The organism is Mesorhizobium sp. RSR565B (assembly GCF_054719465.1).
In genome coordinates this window covers 5,054,357-5,069,619 of sequence record NZ_JBTTIE010000001.1, presented here as the reverse complement: position 1 = coordinate 5,069,619, position 15,263 = coordinate 5,054,357, and the positions used below count along the sequence as shown (strand labels likewise).

General features: G+C 63.3%; 14 protein-coding genes. 10 read left to right on the top strand and 4 right to left on the bottom strand.

What is annotated here, in order from left to right:
* Positions 1 to 157: 157 nt before the first annotated feature.
* Both glmU and ACYG9R_RS24255 read right to left on the bottom strand, forming a co-directional pair.
* Positions 158 to 1,531 (bottom strand): bifunctional UDP-N-acetylglucosamine diphosphorylase/glucosamine-1-phosphate N-acetyltransferase GlmU, encoded by a 1,374-nt coding sequence (gene glmU / locus ACYG9R_RS24260; RefSeq protein WP_023822966.1) that lies wholly within the window; start codon positions 1,529 to 1,531, stop codon positions 158 to 160.
* 123 nt (positions 1,532 to 1,654) lie between these two features.
* Positions 1,655 to 2,404, bottom strand: a complete 750-nt coding sequence (locus ACYG9R_RS24255) for a cytochrome c biogenesis CcdA family protein (RefSeq protein WP_023822967.1) — start codon at positions 2,402 to 2,404, stop codon at positions 1,655 to 1,657.
* Positions 2,405 to 2,622: 218 nt separating this feature from the next.
* Between ACYG9R_RS24255 and ACYG9R_RS24250 the strand changes: the two genes are divergently transcribed.
* The 8 genes from ACYG9R_RS24250 (at position 2,623) to rpmG (ending at position 11,888) form a co-directional block, all read left to right on the top strand.
* On the top strand, positions 2,623 to 3,000 hold the full coding sequence (locus tag ACYG9R_RS24250) for a COG4315 family predicted lipoprotein (RefSeq protein ID WP_023725729.1): 378 nt from the start codon (positions 2,623 to 2,625) through the stop codon (positions 2,998 to 3,000).
* A gap of 316 nt (positions 3,001 to 3,316) precedes the next feature.
* The gene (topA, locus tag ACYG9R_RS24245) at positions 3,317 to 5,980 is read left to right on the top strand and encodes a type I DNA topoisomerase (protein ID WP_023822968.1); all 2,664 of its coding nucleotides are present in this window, start codon (positions 3,317 to 3,319) and stop codon (positions 5,978 to 5,980) included.
* A 4-nt stretch (positions 5,981 to 5,984) separates the two neighbouring features.
* Positions 5,985 to 8,291: a ribonuclease R gene (gene rnr / locus ACYG9R_RS24240; protein WP_023822969.1), complete on the top strand. Its 2,307-nt coding sequence runs from the start codon at positions 5,985 to 5,987 to the stop codon at positions 8,289 to 8,291.
* Complete coding sequence (locus ACYG9R_RS24235) at positions 8,291 to 8,743, top strand: DUF983 domain-containing protein (protein ID WP_027050375.1); 453 nt, start codon at positions 8,291 to 8,293, stop codon at positions 8,741 to 8,743. The genes rnr and ACYG9R_RS24235 overlap by 1 nt, the downstream gene beginning before the upstream one ends.
* A gap of 87 nt (positions 8,744 to 8,830) precedes the next feature.
* Positions 8,831 to 9,571, top strand: coding sequence for an NUDIX hydrolase (locus tag ACYG9R_RS24230; protein WP_023822970.1), 741 nt, complete (start codon positions 8,831 to 8,833; stop codon positions 9,569 to 9,571).
* A gap of 79 nt (positions 9,572 to 9,650) precedes the next feature.
* On the top strand, positions 9,651 to 10,826 hold the full coding sequence (locus ACYG9R_RS24225) for an MFS transporter (protein ID WP_023822971.1): 1,176 nt from the start codon (positions 9,651 to 9,653) through the stop codon (positions 10,824 to 10,826).
* A gap of 116 nt (positions 10,827 to 10,942) precedes the next feature.
* Positions 10,943 to 11,398: a YqfO family protein gene (locus ACYG9R_RS24220; protein WP_023681571.1), complete on the top strand. Its 456-nt coding sequence runs from the start codon at positions 10,943 to 10,945 to the stop codon at positions 11,396 to 11,398.
* 322 nt (positions 11,399 to 11,720) lie between these two features.
* The gene (gene rpmG, locus ACYG9R_RS24215; RefSeq protein WP_006201775.1) at positions 11,721 to 11,888 is read left to right on the top strand and encodes a 50S ribosomal protein L33; all 168 of its coding nucleotides are present in this window, start codon (positions 11,721 to 11,723) and stop codon (positions 11,886 to 11,888) included.
* A gap of 409 nt (positions 11,889 to 12,297) precedes the next feature.
* Here the strand turns inward: rpmG and ACYG9R_RS24210 are convergent, their stop codons facing one another.
* Positions 12,298 to 13,671, bottom strand: a complete 1,374-nt coding sequence (locus ACYG9R_RS24210) for a PleD family two-component system response regulator (protein ID WP_023822972.1) — start codon at positions 13,669 to 13,671, stop codon at positions 12,298 to 12,300.
* 24 nt (positions 13,672 to 13,695) lie between these two features.
* On the bottom strand, positions 13,696 to 14,067 hold the full coding sequence (locus ACYG9R_RS24205; RefSeq protein ID WP_023667574.1) for a response regulator: 372 nt from the start codon (positions 14,065 to 14,067) through the stop codon (positions 13,696 to 13,698).
* 239 nt (positions 14,068 to 14,306) lie between these two features.
* Between ACYG9R_RS24205 and ACYG9R_RS24200 the strand changes: the two genes are divergently transcribed.
* Complete coding sequence (locus tag ACYG9R_RS24200; RefSeq protein WP_023822973.1) at positions 14,307 to 14,606, top strand: DUF3572 domain-containing protein; 300 nt, start codon at positions 14,307 to 14,309, stop codon at positions 14,604 to 14,606.
* Positions 14,603 to 15,256: a hypothetical protein gene (locus ACYG9R_RS24195; protein WP_023822974.1), complete on the top strand. Its 654-nt coding sequence runs from the start codon at positions 14,603 to 14,605 to the stop codon at positions 15,254 to 15,256. The genes ACYG9R_RS24200 and ACYG9R_RS24195 overlap by 4 nt, the downstream gene beginning before the upstream one ends.
* Positions 15,257 to 15,263 lie beyond the last annotated feature (7 nt).

Here is a 15,263-nt window from a genome sequence, read left to right as displayed (position 1 = left end):
TGGAAAACCAGCGCTATCTAGGGATTGCCGGCCCGCCGCGAAAGTCACTTTGCGTTTCGTCTGCTGTAACGGAACGCTTCTCAACCCGATGCACCATGACACACCGCTCTTGCAATCCGGTTACCGCAATTCCTCGGTTGTTCAATTGCTTCGGCGGTTAATGGCCGGTGCCGGCCTTTTTCTTCGCCCCTGCGGCAGACGCGAAGCGCTCGCGCAATTCCTTGCCCTTGCCGGGAATGGTCTTCTGGCGGGCGCGGCCGAAGGCCAGCGCATCGTCCGGCACGCTTTCGGTTATGACGCTACCCGAGGCGATGTAGCCGCCCTTGCCGATCGTAACCGGCGCCACCAGCGACGAGTTCGAACCGATGAAGGCGCCCTCGCCGATGTCGGTGAAAAACTTCGAGTAGCCGTCATAGTTGCAGGTAATGGTGCCGGCGCCGATATTGGCCCCCGCGCCCACACGGGCATCGCCGATATAAGTCAGATGATTGACCTTGGCGCCCTCCTCGATGACCGCCTGCTTGACCTCGCAGAAATTGCCGACCTTGGCCTTGTTGCGAAGATCGGCACCCGGCCGCAGCCGCGCGAACGGCCCGACATCGCAGTTGGAGGCAATGGTTGCGCCTTCGATGTGGCTGAAAGCGTGGATCTTGGCGCCGGTTGCAATTTTCACGCCCGGTCCGAACCAGACATTGGGCTCGACGATCGTATCGGCGCCGATTTCGGTGTCGTGCGAGAAATACACGGTCTCCGGCGCGATCAGCGTTACGCCCGACAGCATCGCCTCGTGCCGGCGACGCGTCTGCCAGATGTTTTCCGCCTGCGCCAGTTCGGCTCGGTTGTTGATGCCGAGCGCACTCTCGAAGCTGGTTTCGGTGGCAACGACATCGAGCCCTTTCGCACTGGCGATCTCGACGATGTCGGTGAGATAGTACTCGCCCTTGGCGTTCTTGTTGCCAACCTGGTCGAGCAGGTCGAGCGCATGCTTGCCCGCCACCGCCATCATGCCGGCATTGCAGAAGCCGATCTTCTTTTCCTCGGCGGAGCAGTCCTTCTCCTCGCAGATGGCGGTGAGCTTGCCGCCCTTTTCGATCAGCCGGCCATAGCCGGTCGGGCTGGGCGGACGGAAACCGATCACTACGACGACCGCGCCATCGGCAAGCTTTTGCCGCGCGGCCACCAGGGCTTCAGCATCGATCAGCGGCGTGTCGCCGAACATCACGAGAATATCGTCATAACCCTTTGATATCGCATCGCGCGCAGCCAGCACGGCATGCGCAGTGCCGAGCCGCTTCTCCTGCACGAAGGTCTCGGCCTTGGGCGCGAATTTCGCCGCCGCCTTGCGCATATCATCGGCGCCATGGCCGATCACCAGCGCCTGGCTGCGGGCGCCGGCGGCCTCGGCCGCTTTCACCACATGGGCGACCATCGGCAGTCCGGCGATCTGGTGCAGCACCTTGGGCAGAGCGCTCTTCATGCGCGTGCCTTCACCGGCGGCGAGAATGACGGACAAGCAGGATCTCTGGCTCATGGAAGGACAACCGTATGAAATGGGATCAGGAATCGCAGAGTGGTAGCATCTGGCGTCATGCTGCACCAATGGGGTTAAATTCCGGTGAGGTGATGAGGCAGTTCACTCTCGATCAGCGGATCGCTACCCCAGCCGGCCCAGCACCGGAAAATTCTCGAGCAGCCAGTAGGACACCGTCTGCACGCCACCGGTGAGGAAGAACACGCCGGCGACGACCAGCAGCGCGCCGATCGCCTTTTCGACGCGGCCGAGATGGACGCGGAATTTGCCGAGGAAGCGCATGAAGGCGCCGGAGAACAGGGCAGCAATCAGGAACGGAATGCCGAGGCCAAGCGAATAGGCGGCAAGCAGAAGAGCGCCCTCGCCCACCGTCTCGCGGCCGCCGGCCAAGGTCAGGATCGGCCCCAGCACCGGGCCGATGCACGGCGTCCAGCCAAAGGCGAAGGCCAGCCCCATGACATAGGCGGCGACCATGCTGGCAGGCTTGCCCTGCGACTGAAAGCGCGCCTCGCGCGACAGAAGTGGTATGCGCAGGATGCCGAGGAAATTCAGCCCCATCAGGACGATCAGCACCCCGGCCGCAATCGCCAGCGGCTCCTGCCAGACGCGCAGCCAGTGGCCGATGGTCGAGGCGCCGGCGCCAAGCGCCACGAACACGGTGGAGAAACCGAGTACGAAGGCGAGCGAGGAATAGATGAGCGCGCCGCGGGCGCCGGCCTTGGCCGTGACGCCAGCATCGTCACCGCGAAAATCGTCGACCGATACGCCGGCCATGTAGCAGAGATAGGGAGGCACCAGCGGCAGCACGCAAGGCGACAGGAACGAGATCGCCCCCGCTCCGACCGCGCTGACATAGCCGATGTCCAATGGCATTCCAGAACTCCAGATTCCCTGGCGCCGATATAGCGACGCAAAATCGTGTTCGCCAATCACCATCGTGTGGAATTTGGCTACAGATACGATCCGGCCGGACGAATTGTTGTCGGCCAATCCCAAGTTGACCAAGCCGGGGAAGAAATATCCCTCGCGGAACGTTCACAGAGCGAAGCCGCGATTTCTGCGCGCTTCGTCGGATCACCAGGGAGATTTCCATGAAAACGATCACCGTCGGCCTGGCCGCCCTTCTGCTCAGCACCGCCGCATCCTTCGCCGCCGAAGCGTGGAAGGAAGCGGAAGTCGGTGGCACCAAGATCTACACCGATGCCAATGGCATGACGCTCTATACCTATGACAAGGACGAGAAGGGCAAGACCAACTGCTACGACAAATGCGCCACCAACTGGCCGCCGCTGAAGGCCGAGGACGGCGCCAAGGCGGACGACGAATGGACCATCGTCGACCGCACTGACGGCACCAAGATGTGGGCCTATGACGGCAAGCCGGTCTACACCTTCATCAAGGACAAGAAGGCCGGTGACATCACCGGCGACGGCGTCGGCGAAGTCTGGCACATCGTCAAGGCCGACTGATCGTCCGAACCTCTATCCCGCACCCCATCGGCGGGACTCGGCTGGCCGCCGGCTCCAAGCGACCCGGCGACCAGTTCGGCATTTACGGGCAGCACGAACTGGTCGCGGCGCCTTTCCCGGTGGCTCGAAACACGAACCGTCCCAGACAAAAATTTTGTGATCTTCTCCATACACTCTAAGAGTGTATTGCGGCACACGCCTCCGCATTTTGGCCGCTTGCCCTTGACCGATCGCAAAAGCGCGGCCATGTGAGCGACCAATTGAATGCGTCACGCAGCGGAATTCTTCTGCCGCCCCACAGCTGATATGAGACCTCATGGACGTCGTCGTCGTCGAATCGCCGGCCAAGGCAAAGACAATCAACAAGTATCTCGGCAAGAACTTCAAGGTTCTGGCCTCGTTCGGCCATGTCCGCGATCTGCCGGCCAAGGATGGTTCGGTGCGTCCCGACGAGGACTTCGCGATGTCCTGGGCGGTCGACACCGCTTCCGGAAAGCGTCTCACCGACATCGCCAACGCGGTCAAGGATGCCGATGGCCTGATCCTCGCCACCGATCCGGATCGCGAGGGCGAAGCCATTTCCTGGCACGTGCTGGAGGTGCTCAAGCAGAAGCGGGTATTGAAGGACAAGCCGGTCAGCCGCGTCGTCTTCAATGCCATCACCAAGTCGTCGGTGCTGGAAGCGATGGCCAATCCGCGCCAGATCGATGCGCCATTGGTCGATGCCTATCTGGCTCGCCGCGCACTCGATTATCTCGTCGGCTTCACGCTGTCGCCGGTGCTGTGGCGCAAATTGCCGGGCGCCCGTTCCGCCGGCCGCGTCCAGTCGGTGGCGCTGCGCCTGGTCTGCGACCGCGAATCCGAAATCGAACGTTTCGTCCGCGAGGAATACTGGCAGATCGCTGCCCTCCTCGGCACGCCACGTAACGACAGCTTCGAGGCGCGGCTGACCGCGTTCGAGCGCAAGAAGCTGCAGAAGCTCGACATCGCCAGCAAGGCGCAGGCCGACGATATCAAGGGCATGCTCGAAGGCGCGACCTTCAAGGCTCTGTCGGTGGAAGCCAAGCCGACGCGGCGCAATCCTGGCCCGCCCTTCACCACTTCGACGCTGCAGCAAGCGGCATCGTCGGGCCTCGGCTTTTCGGCGACGCGCACCATGCAGGTGGCGCAGCGCCTCTATGAAGGCATGGAGATCGGCGGCGAGACCACCGGCCTGATCACCTATATGCGAACCGACGGCGTGCAGATGGCGCCGGAGGCGATCGACGCCGCCCGCGACACCATCGCCAAGGAATTCGGCCCAAGATACCTCCCGGAAAAGCCGCGCCAGTACACAGCCAAGGCCAAGAATGCCCAGGAAGCGCACGAGGCGGTCCGCCCGACCGATTTCATGCGCACGCCGGCTTCGGTCAGGCAGTATCTCGATTCCGACCAGCTGCGGCTTTACGAATTGATCTGGAAGCGCGCCATCGCCAGCCAGATGCAGTCGGCCGAGATCGAGCGTACCACGGTCGAAATCGAGGCGGTCAATGGCGCTCGCACCGCGGAGCTTCGCGCCGTCGGTTCCGTCGTTCGCTTCGACGGCTTCATCGCCGCCTACACCGACCAGAAGGACGACGACGCCGAAGACGAGGAAAACCGTCGTCTGCCCGAGATCCGTGCCGGCGAGCAGCTGGCCCGTCAGGCGATCAATGCCACCCAGCACACCACCGAGCCGCCGCCGCGCTACTCCGAGGCGTCGCTGATCAAGAAGCTGGAAGAGCTCGGCATCGGCCGTCCGTCGACCTACACCGCGATCCTGAAGACGTTGGAAGACCGCGACTACGTCACCATCGACAAGCGCCGGCTGGTGCCGCAGGCCAAGGGCCGGCTGCTGTCGGCTTTCCTCGAAAGCTTCTTCGAGCGCTATGTCGAATATGACTTCACGGCCTCACTCGAGGAAAAGCTTGACGAGATTTCCGACGGCAAGCTCGCCTGGAAGGACGTGCTGCGCGACTTCTGGAAAGATTTTTCCGGCGCCGTCGCCGACATCAAGGAACTGCGCGTCACCGACGTGCTCGATGCGCTGAACGAGGAACTGGCGCCGCTGGTGTTCCCCGCGCGGGAGGATGGCTCGAATCCCCGCATCTGCCCGAAATGCGGCTCCGGCAATCTGTCGCTGAAACTCGGCAAGTTCGGCGCCTTCGTCGGCTGCTCCAACTATCCGGAATGTTCCTTTACCCGCCAGCTCGGCGACGCCGCCAACCCGAATGGCGAGAATGGCGGCGGCGAGGACGGCACCAAGGTCCTCGGCAACGATCCCTACACGGCAGAGGAAATCACGCTGCGCTCAGGCCGCTTCGGTCCTTATATCCAGCGCGGCGACGGCAAGGAAGCCAAGCGCTCCAGCCTGCCCAAGGGCTGGACGCCCGACTCGATCGACCATGAAAAGGCCTTGGCGCTGCTGTCGCTGCCGCGCGATATCGGCAAGCATCCTGAATCCGGCAAGATGATCTCCGCCGGGCTTGGCCGCTATGGTCCATTCGTTTTGCATGATGGCACCTATGCCAATGTCGACAGCATAGAGGATGTGTTCTCGATCGGCCTCAACCGCGCTGTCACCGTGATCGCCGAGAAGCAGCTGAAGGGCAAGGGCGGCCGCAATGGCGGCACTGCGGCGGCGCTGAAGGAACTCGGCGACCATCCCGATGGCGGCGGCAAGATCGTCGTGCGCGATGGCAAATACGGGCCCTATGTCAACTACGGCAAGGTCAACGCGACACTGCCCAAGGGCAAGGATCCGCAGTCGGTGACCGTCGAGGACGCGGTGGCGCTGATTGCCGAGAAGGAAGCCAAGGGCGGCGGCAAGAAGCCGTTCCGCAAGGCGGCAGCCGCCAAGGCCCCCACAGCCAAGAAAACCACTGCCAAAACAACCACTGGCAAGAAAACCACAGCCAAGAAGTCGGCGACCAAGAAGCCGGCGGCGAAGAAAAAGGGATAGCAGCGTGGCGCGCAGGATCACCGGTAGAAGCCACGGCGATCCGCGCACCGCCGACACGAGGGCCAAGGTCAAGGACGACTACAGGCCCTCGCGTGACGAAATCCTGCGCTACATCGCCGAGAACCCCGACCGCGCGGGAAAACGCGACATCGCCAAGGCGTTTGCCTTGCGCGGCGACGACCGCATCTGGCTGAAGGACATTCTGCGCGACCTGCAGGACGAAGGCATCCTGACCAAGGAGCGCAAAGGGCTGGCCCGTGTCGGCGCCCTGCCCCATGTCGCCGTGCTCGACATTTTCGGCCGCGACGGCGACGGTATTCTGCTGGCGCATCCGGCGGAGGCCGTCGGCACCGGCGAACCGCCGGTGATCTCGATCCGCGTCTCCCGCGGCGGCAATGGCCCGCAGCCTGGCATTGGCGACCGTGTGCTGGCCAAGACCTTCCCGACCGACGAGGCGACCGGGCCTGCCTATACGGGCCGCGTAATGAAGATTTTCGAGAAGCGGACAGATGCCGTGCTGGGCGTCTTCCGGATCCTGAGGGACGGCACCTTCCGCATCGAGCCGGTCGAACGTCGCCAGCCCGAACTGATCGTCGACAAGGAATTCCAGAACGGCGCCAGGAACGGCGACCTTGTCGAGGTCGAGCCCGCGCGGGCCTCCCGGTATGGTTTGCCGCGCGCAAAAGTGCTGGCGGTGCTGGGCTCGCTGACCAGCGAAAAGGCGGTCTCGATGATCGCCATCCACGCGCACGACATTCCGCATATCTTCCCGGCCGACGTCATCGCCGAATCCGAGGCGGTAAAACCGGCGACGCTTGCTCACCGCGAGGACTGGCGCGACCTGCCGCTGGTGACCATCGACCCGGCCGACGCCAAGGACCATGACGACGCCGTCTTCGCCACGCCCGACCTCGACGAGAAGAACCCCGGCGGCGTGATCGCCACGGTGGCGATCGCCGATGTTGCAGCCTATGTCCGCTATGGCACCGCACTCGATCGCGAGGCGCTGAAACGCGGCAATTCTGTCTATTTCCCCGACCGCGTCGTGCCGATGCTGCCAGAGCGCATCTCCAACGACCTGTGCTCGCTGCGCGAAGGCCAGGACCGTCCCGCGCTTGCCGTGCGCATGATTTTTGCCGCCGATGGCCGCAAGCTGCGTCACACCTTCCACCGCGTCATGATGAAATCGGCGGCAAAGCTCGCCTATCCGCAGGCCCAGGCCGCGATAGACGGCCTTCCTGACGACAAGACCGGCCCGATCCTCGATACGGTGCTGAAGCCGCTGTGGGACGCCTACGCCATCCTGAAGCGCGGCCGCGATGGCCGCCAGCCGCTCGAGCTTGATCTGCCGGAGCGCAAGATCCTGCTCAAGCCGGACGGCACCGTCGACCGCGTCATCGTCCCGGAGCGGCTCGACGCCCACAAGCTGATCGAAGAATTCATGATCCAGGCCAATGTCGCCGCCGCCGAAACGCTGGAAGCGAAGAAGCAGGCGCTGGTCTACCGGGTCCACGATGCGCCGTCGCTGGCCAAGCAGGAATCGCTGCGCGAGTTCCTGCAGACGCTCGGCCTGTCGCTGGCGCGTGGCGCGCAGATGCGGCCCGCCCAGTTCAACGGCATTCTCGAGCGCGTGCGTGGCGCCGACAATGAGGGGCTGGTCAACGAAGTGGTGCTGCGCTCGCAGAGTCAGGCCGAATATTCGCCCAAGAACATCGGCCATTTCGGCCTCAACCTGAAGCGCTACGCGCATTTCACCTCGCCGATCCGCCGCTATGCCGATCTGATCGTGCATCGCGGGCTGATTGCCGCACTTGGGCTCGGCCCTGGCGGGCTGACGCAGGACGAAGAGACGCGGCTGGAAGACGTCGCGGTGCTGATCTCCGGCACCGAGCGCCGCGCCATGGCGGCCGAGCGCGACACCGTCGACCGGCTGATCGCTGCCTACCTCGCCGAGCGCATCGACGACCGCTTCGACGCCCGCATTTCGGGCGTCACCAAATCGGGACTATTTGTCCAATTGCCGCAGTTTGGCGCAGATGGCTTCATCCCGGTGTCAAGTCTGGATGGCGATTACTATATATATGACGAAACCGCGCGATCGCTGTTCGGAGAACGCACCGGCAAGGGCTATCAGCTTGCCGACCGCGTCGAGGTTCGCCTGATCGAGGTGGCGCCTATGGCCGGCGCGATGCGTTTCGAGATGCTGACCGACCCGAAGCCCCTGCCCGGCTCCAAACGGTCGTTTCACAAGGCAAAAGGCCGCGCCCGCGCGTCGCAATCGCGCCCGGGGTCGCGCGGCAGGAGACGATAATGGCAAGCGAAATGGGAATCCAGAAGCAGGTTTTCGGCGGCGAACATCATTCGGGCCGAGTCGCCCGCCCGCTGTGGACGGCGATGAAGCGCGGCGCCCTTGGCCGCTGCCCGCATTGCGGCGAAGGCAGGTTATTCGCCGGCTTCACCAAAAGCGTCGACAAATGCGCCGCGTGCGGTGAGGAGTTCCACCACCACCGCGCCGACGACCTGCCCGCTTATCTCGTCATCGTCATCGTCGGCCACATCGTTCTCGGCGCCTTCATGGGCGTCGAGGCGACGTCGACGCTCTCCATGTGGCAGCACATCGCCATTTGGGTGCCGTTGACCATCGTGCTGTCGGTCGCTCTGCTGCAACCGGTCAAGGGCGCCGTCATCGGACTGCAATGGGCGCTCTATATGCACGGCTTCGGCGGCGAAAAAGACGGCACCGAGCCGCATCCCGGAACCTAGTTTGCGTCAGGGCAATGTCGCCTGGCGCAACATGCCGACCGTGAAAGGCCACTTTCGTTTGCCAGAAGTTTCCGCTAGGTCCTGCGCATGGAAGGTATGACCAAGGCGGAAGTCAGCAGGATGGACCGTGGCGCAGCCGCCCACAGCGGCCTGCCCATACGCCCGCGCGATGCCGCCACCCTGATCCTGCTCGACCGCGAGGGCGACGAGATTCTGGTGCTGATGGGCCGGCGCCATGCAGGCCACGCCTTCATGCCCGGCAAGTTCGTCTTTCCCGGCGGCCGCACTGATTCGGCCGACAGCCGCATTGCCGTTGCCACCCCATTGCTTCCGGAGGAAGAAGCCAGGCTGACCGCCGGCGTCGGCCGCATCAGCCCGTCGCGGGCCCGTGCCATCGCGCTCTCGGCCATCCGCGAGACTTATGAGGAAGCCGGCCTGCTCATCGGCCGCAAAGGCTCGTTCGCAACCGACAAACGCGACTGGCAGGGCTTTGTCGAGCACGGCGTCCAGCCTTCGCTGGCGCCGCTGCGCTTCATTGCCCGCGCCATCACCCCGCCCAATCGCGTGCGTCGTTTCGACACCCGCTTCTTCAGCGCCTGGCGCAGCGATGTCGCCGTGGAACTGCCGGGTGGCGGCCCGACCAATGAGCTGGAAGAACTGGTCTGGCTGCCGCTCGCCAAGGCCAGAGAGGCCGATATCCCCGAGATCACCCGAACGATCTTGCAGGAGCTGGAGACGCGGCTTGCCGGCGATCCGCGCCTGCGACCCGGTGGGTCCGTGCCGTTCTACCGGCTTGTCCGCAACCGCTTCGTTCGCGAAATTCTTTAGAGCAATTCCAGGAAAAGTGTGACGCGGTTTTCCGTCCGGAATTACGCAATATCAAACAGACAGAGTATTCAGGCATCACATGACGGTCGATACCCAGCAAGAGGGCGACGAGCGCGTACATTGGCTACCGATGATCGCCGCGATCTCGTCGATCAGCGTCGTCGGCATCGCCATAGGCCTCGGCATGCCGCTGCTCAGCGTTATTCTCGAGAGCCGCGGCCACTCGGCATCGATGATCGGCCTCAACACCGCGGTCGCCGGCCTTGCCTCGATCGCCGGCGCCCCGCTGGCCACGCCGCTGGCGATGCGCTTCGGCGTCGCCTGGACGATGATCGCCATGATCGCCGCCGGCGCGCTCGCCTTTGTCGGCTTCCACTTCGCGCCGGACTTCTGGATGTGGTTCCCACTACGCGTCGTGCTGCACATCGCGCTGACGGTGCTGTTCATCCTGTCGGAATTCTGGATCAGCACCTCGGCGCCGCCGCGCCGGCGCGGCCTGGTGCTCGGCATCTACGCCACAGTGCTGTCGCTCGGCTTCGCCGCCGGGCCATGGATCTTCGCCCATATCGGCAGCACCGGCTTCTTGCCGTTTGGCGTCATCATCGTCCTGGTCGCGCTGGCCGCAATCCCGGTGCTGGCCGCACGGAATGAAAGTCCCACAATCGTGGTTGACGGCGAAACCAGCAACTTCCTGCGCTACATCTGGCTGGTGCCGACAGCGACCGCCGCCGTGCTGGTGTTCGGCGCCGTCGAGACCGGCGGCTTTGCGCTGTTCCCCGTCTATGGCAACCGCATCGGCTATTCCGAGGCGGATGCAGCCCTCCTGCTCACCATGATCGGCCTCGGCAACGTGCTGTTGCAGATCCCTATCGGCATGATCAGCGACCGCGTCTCAGACCGCCGCTATCTGCTTTTGGCCTGTGCCACGGTCGGACTTGCCGGCACCATCTTCATGCCGTTCTCCGCCGGCAATTGGCACCTGATGGCGGCGCTTCTGTTCGTCTGGGGCGGCGTGGTGGCCGCCATGTACACGATCGGCCTTGCCCATCTGGGCTCGCAGCTCTCCGGCCATGAACTGGCCTCGGCCAATGCCGCCTTCGTGCTCTGCTACGGCGTCGGCATGGTGCTTGGCCCGCAGGCGATCGGCATCGGCATGGATGCCTTCGGGCCCTCCGGCTTCGGCTGGTCGCTCGGCCTGTTCTTTGCCGCCTATATCGCCTTGGTCAGCGCCAGGCTGGTCCGCAAGATCTGGTAGCCTGTCCGTCGCCAGCCTGCGCAATCCTGACGGGATGTCGCCGCTGCTGACAGAACCGTGTCAGGAGACCTCAGCTAAAAGGGTGTCCCAAAAAACCCGAGTTTGAGGATACGGCGATGATCGACAGCGGCTTTGAAACCACATCTCTGCGCATGACGCTTCTGCTGCTTGTCAGCTTCCAGGCCCCGGCAGCCGATGTCGACCGCATCATGGACGCCGTGGTCGCGATCGCGCCGCTGGCGATGGGAAAATACGATCGCAACGCCTATCAAACGGCGCACGGCATCGAACGCTACCGGCCGCTGGAAGGTGCAGCCGCCGGCGTCGAAACCGAACTGCGCCGCCGCCCCGGCACCGTCGAGGTCTCGTTCGAGTTGCCCGACGACCAGGCGCTCGCCGCCCGCGTCGTCGAGGCGATTTTCCAGGCGCATTCCTACCAGGAGCCGGTGATCCGCATCCAGCCAATCCTCGCCAGCCGCTCCAAGGGCCTGGACGACCGCGCCAATCCGAATCGCCGGTGGAACACCACCGGGGACTGGAAGAAAGCGCTTCCAGTTAAGGAAGAAGCCTAGAAATCCGGCCCCGCAGAGGGCGAGCAACAGCGACCTTACCTTCTCTCCTTGTGGGGTGAGAAGCGGCCTCGTAGCGGACGAAAAGCCAATTGCTTGGCTTTTCAAGATTCGAACGCCCTGAGCCTCAGCCTCCATCGAGCCGGTGATAAAACCGGACAACCATGTGCTACCTAATCCGGACAACTCATGTGCTTACGACATGGCAAGGCGTCGGGCTTGACTTTCCGGGCACGTTCTTTATGTGTCGCGCCAAGTTTCCCGCGTCCGGGTGTTTTCCCCCGCTCCAGCGGCCAAAACCCCACGAACATAACGGACTGATACAATGGCCAAAGCCGCAAACATCAAGATCAAGCTTCTGTCGACCGCCGACACCGGTTTCTTCTACGTGACCAGCAAGAACAGCCGTACCAAGACCGACAAGCTGTCGTTCCGCAAATACGACCCGGTCGCCAAGAAGCATGTCGAGTTCAAGGAAACCAAGATCAAGTAATCTGGTTTTCATACGCTCTGTCAAAAGCGCCGCCCCTTCGGGCGGCGTTTTTGATTCAAGGCCCCGAAAAGCCAGAACCCTCCGCTGTTTGGCGCGAAGTGCTCATCTCATGTTTTGGCAAAAAAGGGGGCCGGTCGGCGTATGGCAGCGGTACGAGGAGGCCACTATGTGCCAGCGCCGGCCGGCCGACCCCACGGACCCAGGAGATGCGGCGGACCTGAGCATCATGGGGTATTCGGCGAAGCGATGCGGCTGTCTACCCTCGTGCCCGCATCGCCCTTGTTCTTGCACCGCACATTTGCGCAACAATGTTTGAAAATCAATAGTTTCTTAACCAAGCCTGCCGAATCGCTTGGATTAAGGTAAATTCCTAACCCTGTCCGATTGACTGCATAATCGGTGGTCTAGCCTACGCTGCCTTGGCGACGACCCGGTTGCGGCCGCCACTTTTGGCTTCGTAGAGCGCCACGTCGGCACGTTTCATCAACGCCGCGACCGTGTCCGCGCCCTTCAGAACCGATGACACGCCGACGCTGACCGTGACTTCGATCGCCTTGCCGTCAGGACCGATGGCAAACGGCAGCTGGGCGATTTCGGCGCGAATGCGCTCGGCAACCTTCTCCGCCACCGTGCCGTCCGTGTCCGGCATCACAACGACGAATTCCTCGCCGCCGAAGCGGCAGGCAAGGTCGATGCCCCTGACGTTCTTGCGCAGCCGCCTTGCGAACTCGCGCAGCACATCGTCGCCGCCATCATGGCCATGCGAGTCATTGACGGTCTTGAAGCGGTCGAGATCGGTGATCATCACCGACAGAGGCCGCCGCCGCGCCACGGCGCGGTCGAACAGCGTCTGCAAATGGCTGTCGAGGTAGCGGCGGTTGTGCAGCCCGGTCAACGCGTCGGTCACCGCCATCTCGATGGTCTGGGTGACACTGGCGCGCAGCTGGTCGTTGTAGCGCTTGCGGCGCACCTGCGTGCGCAGCCGCGCCGTCAGCTCCTGCTGGTCGATCGGCCGCATCAGATAGTCGTTGATGCCGAGCTCGAGCCCGCGAATGATGCGCCCCTCCTCGCCTCCATCGGCAATCAGGATGATCGGCAGGAAGCGGGTGCGGTCGAGCGAACGAAATTGCGAACACAACCGCAGCGGATCGAAATCGGCAAAACCGGTCGAGATCAGCACGCACTCATAGAGCGCCTCGGCGGCTTGGAAGAAGCCGGCATGCGGATCGGTCGCAATGTCGAGCTCGGCGCTGCCGCGCAGCATTTTCTGGATGCGCTCAACCGACGATTTGCGCTCGTCGATCAATAGCACCTTCGGCGTGGCGTCCTCCGACGCGAAGCTGCGGCTCAACAGCGCATCGATGCCGATGTTGCGGGTGGTCGATGCGCGCAGCCGCAGCTCGTCGGTCAGCGACTTCAGCCTGACCAGGCTCTTCACCCGCGTCATCAGCTGCAGATCGTTGACCGGCTTGGTGAGAAAGTCGTCGGCGCCTGCCTCGAGGCCGCGCACCCGGTCGGCAACGTGGCCCAGCGCGGTCACCATGACCACCGGTATATGCGCGGTCGCCGGATCGCTTTTCAGCCGCTTGCAGACCTCGAACCCGTCCATGCCGGGCATCATCACGTCGAGCAGCACGACATCGACCTTGCCGTTTTCGCAGATCTCGATCGCGTCCGGCCCGTTGGAGGCCGTCAACACCTCGAAATATTCGGCCAGCAGCCGAACCTCGAGAAGTTTGACATTGGCAGGGATGTCGTCGACGACGAGGATCCGCGCGGTCATGTCACAAGGCTCCGGCTGAAGGCATCAGGCATCACCGAGATAGGATTTGATGGTCTCGATGAAACGCGGCACCGAGATCGGCTTGGAGATGTAGGCCTCGCAACCGCCCTGGCGAATGCGTTCCTCGTCGCCCTTCATGGCGAAGGCGGTGACGGCGATGACCGGAATGGAATGGAGGTCGTCGTCCTCCTTCAGCCATTTCGTCACTTCCAGCCCCGACACTTCGGGCAGCTGGATGTCCATCAGGATCAGGTCGGGCCTGTGCTGGCGCGCCAGATCGAGCGCCTCGAGCCCGTTGCGCGTGCGCACCGTTTCATAACCGCTGGCTTCGATGAGGTCGCGAAAGAGCTTCATATTGAGCTCGTTGTCCTCGACGATCATGACCTTCTTAGGCATCGATTTCCCGTCCCGGCCAGGCTTCTGCCCGAAGCCCTGCCGCTATGCGCCCTTGTCGAAGCACACCAAACCCTCGCCCACTCTTAAGGCAATATGATTGACGAAATGGAAACTCGAAGCGGCAAAAGCCATTCGGATTCCACCTCGAAAACCACATTGGATCGGGGCTGTGGCTTGCCGCAGGCGACGCTTGCGATTACTGCGGAAAAGAGACTCATTTCCGCAACGAGAAAGTAGTGATGGCAAACGCAGCGTCAATGCGCGAGGAAGCGGAAACCATTGCCGTGAAGGCACTGGGCTTCGTCGCCGCCGACCCCGAACTCCTGCCGCGCTTCCTGGCCCTCACCGGCATCGAGGCGTCCGCCATCCGCCGCGCCGCGGCCCAACCGGGATTCCTTGCCGGCGTGCTGCAGTTCATCCTCGCCCACGAGCCGACCTTGCTGCGCTTTGCCGAGGAAACCGACACTCCGCCGGCCTCAGTCGGCAAGGCGTTGCGCGCGCTGCCTCTTGGCGGCGACGACCATGAGCATTCGATATGAGCGACGATCCCGAGACGGCACGCCAGATCGCCGAACTTGCAGCCGACGACCGGCCTCTGCTGATCCTCGATGTCGACGATGTCGTGCTCGAATTCATCCGGCCGTTTCCGCATTTCCTGAAATCGCGCGGCTTCGGCCTGACCCTGGCCTCCTTCCGTCTCACCGGCAACATTGCCGAAACGGCGAGCGGCCGGCTGATCGAACAGCCGGAGGTGACGGCACTTCTCGGAGATTTCTTCGATACGCAGGCCGACTGGCAGAGCGTTACCGACGGTGCCGAACAAGCGCTTGCCAGCCTCAGCGACCGCGTCGAGATCGTCCTTTTGACCGCCATGCCGCACCGGCATCGCGCCGCCCGCCGCGCTCATCTCGATGCGCTCGGGCTGCCCTATCCGCTGTTGACCACGGAGATGGCCAAGGGACCCGCGGTGGCTAAGTTGCGTGGTAGCAAAGGGCGGCCGGTAGCCTTTGTCGACGACCAGCCCGCCAATCTCATCTCGGCACGCAACTCGGTTGCCGACGCCCACCTCTTCCACCTGATGGCCGACAATTCGCTGCGCGCCTTCCTGCCGCCGGTGCCGGACGACATCATCTCCGTCGAGGACTGGCACGAGGCCGCGCCAAAGATTGCTAGCGCGCTGGGACTCTGAGTTAGCC

What these genes read in the sequence shown, in the direction of transcription:
- ACYG9R_RS24200 (WP_023822973.1), top strand. Translation starts at nt 14,307, where the DNA reads ATGGCAAACGCAGCGTCAATGCGCGAGGAAGCGGAAACCATTGCCGTG.
- ACYG9R_RS24230 (WP_023822970.1), top strand. Translation starts at nt 8,831, where the DNA reads ATGGAAGGTATGACCAAGGCGGAAGTCAGCAGGATGGACCGTGGCGCA.
- ACYG9R_RS24195 (WP_023822974.1), top strand. Translation starts at nt 14,603, where the DNA reads ATGAGCGACGATCCCGAGACGGCACGCCAGATCGCCGAACTTGCAGCC.
- ACYG9R_RS24255 (WP_023822967.1), bottom strand. Translation starts at nt 2,404, where the DNA reads ATGCCATTGGACATCGGCTATGTCAGCGCGGTCGGAGCGGGGGCGATC.
- glmU (WP_023822966.1), bottom strand. Translation starts at nt 1,531, where the DNA reads ATGAGCCAGAGATCCTGCTTGTCCGTCATTCTCGCCGCCGGTGAAGGC.
- ACYG9R_RS24250 (WP_023725729.1), top strand. Translation starts at nt 2,623, where the DNA reads ATGAAAACGATCACCGTCGGCCTGGCCGCCCTTCTGCTCAGCACCGCC.
- ACYG9R_RS24205 (WP_023667574.1), bottom strand. Translation starts at nt 14,067, where the DNA reads ATGCCTAAGAAGGTCATGATCGTCGAGGACAACGAGCTCAATATGAAG.
- topA (WP_023822968.1), top strand. Translation starts at nt 3,317, where the DNA reads ATGGACGTCGTCGTCGTCGAATCGCCGGCCAAGGCAAAGACAATCAAC.
- ACYG9R_RS24220 (WP_023681571.1), top strand. Translation starts at nt 10,943, where the DNA reads ATGATCGACAGCGGCTTTGAAACCACATCTCTGCGCATGACGCTTCTG.
- ACYG9R_RS24210 (WP_023822972.1), bottom strand. Translation starts at nt 13,671, where the DNA reads ATGACCGCGCGGATCCTCGTCGTCGACGACATCCCTGCCAATGTCAAA.
- rpmG (WP_006201775.1), top strand. Translation starts at nt 11,721, where the DNA reads ATGGCCAAAGCCGCAAACATCAAGATCAAGCTTCTGTCGACCGCCGAC.
- ACYG9R_RS24235 (WP_027050375.1), top strand. Translation starts at nt 8,291, where the DNA reads ATGGCAAGCGAAATGGGAATCCAGAAGCAGGTTTTCGGCGGCGAACAT.
- ACYG9R_RS24225 (WP_023822971.1), top strand. Translation starts at nt 9,651, where the DNA reads ATGACGGTCGATACCCAGCAAGAGGGCGACGAGCGCGTACATTGGCTA.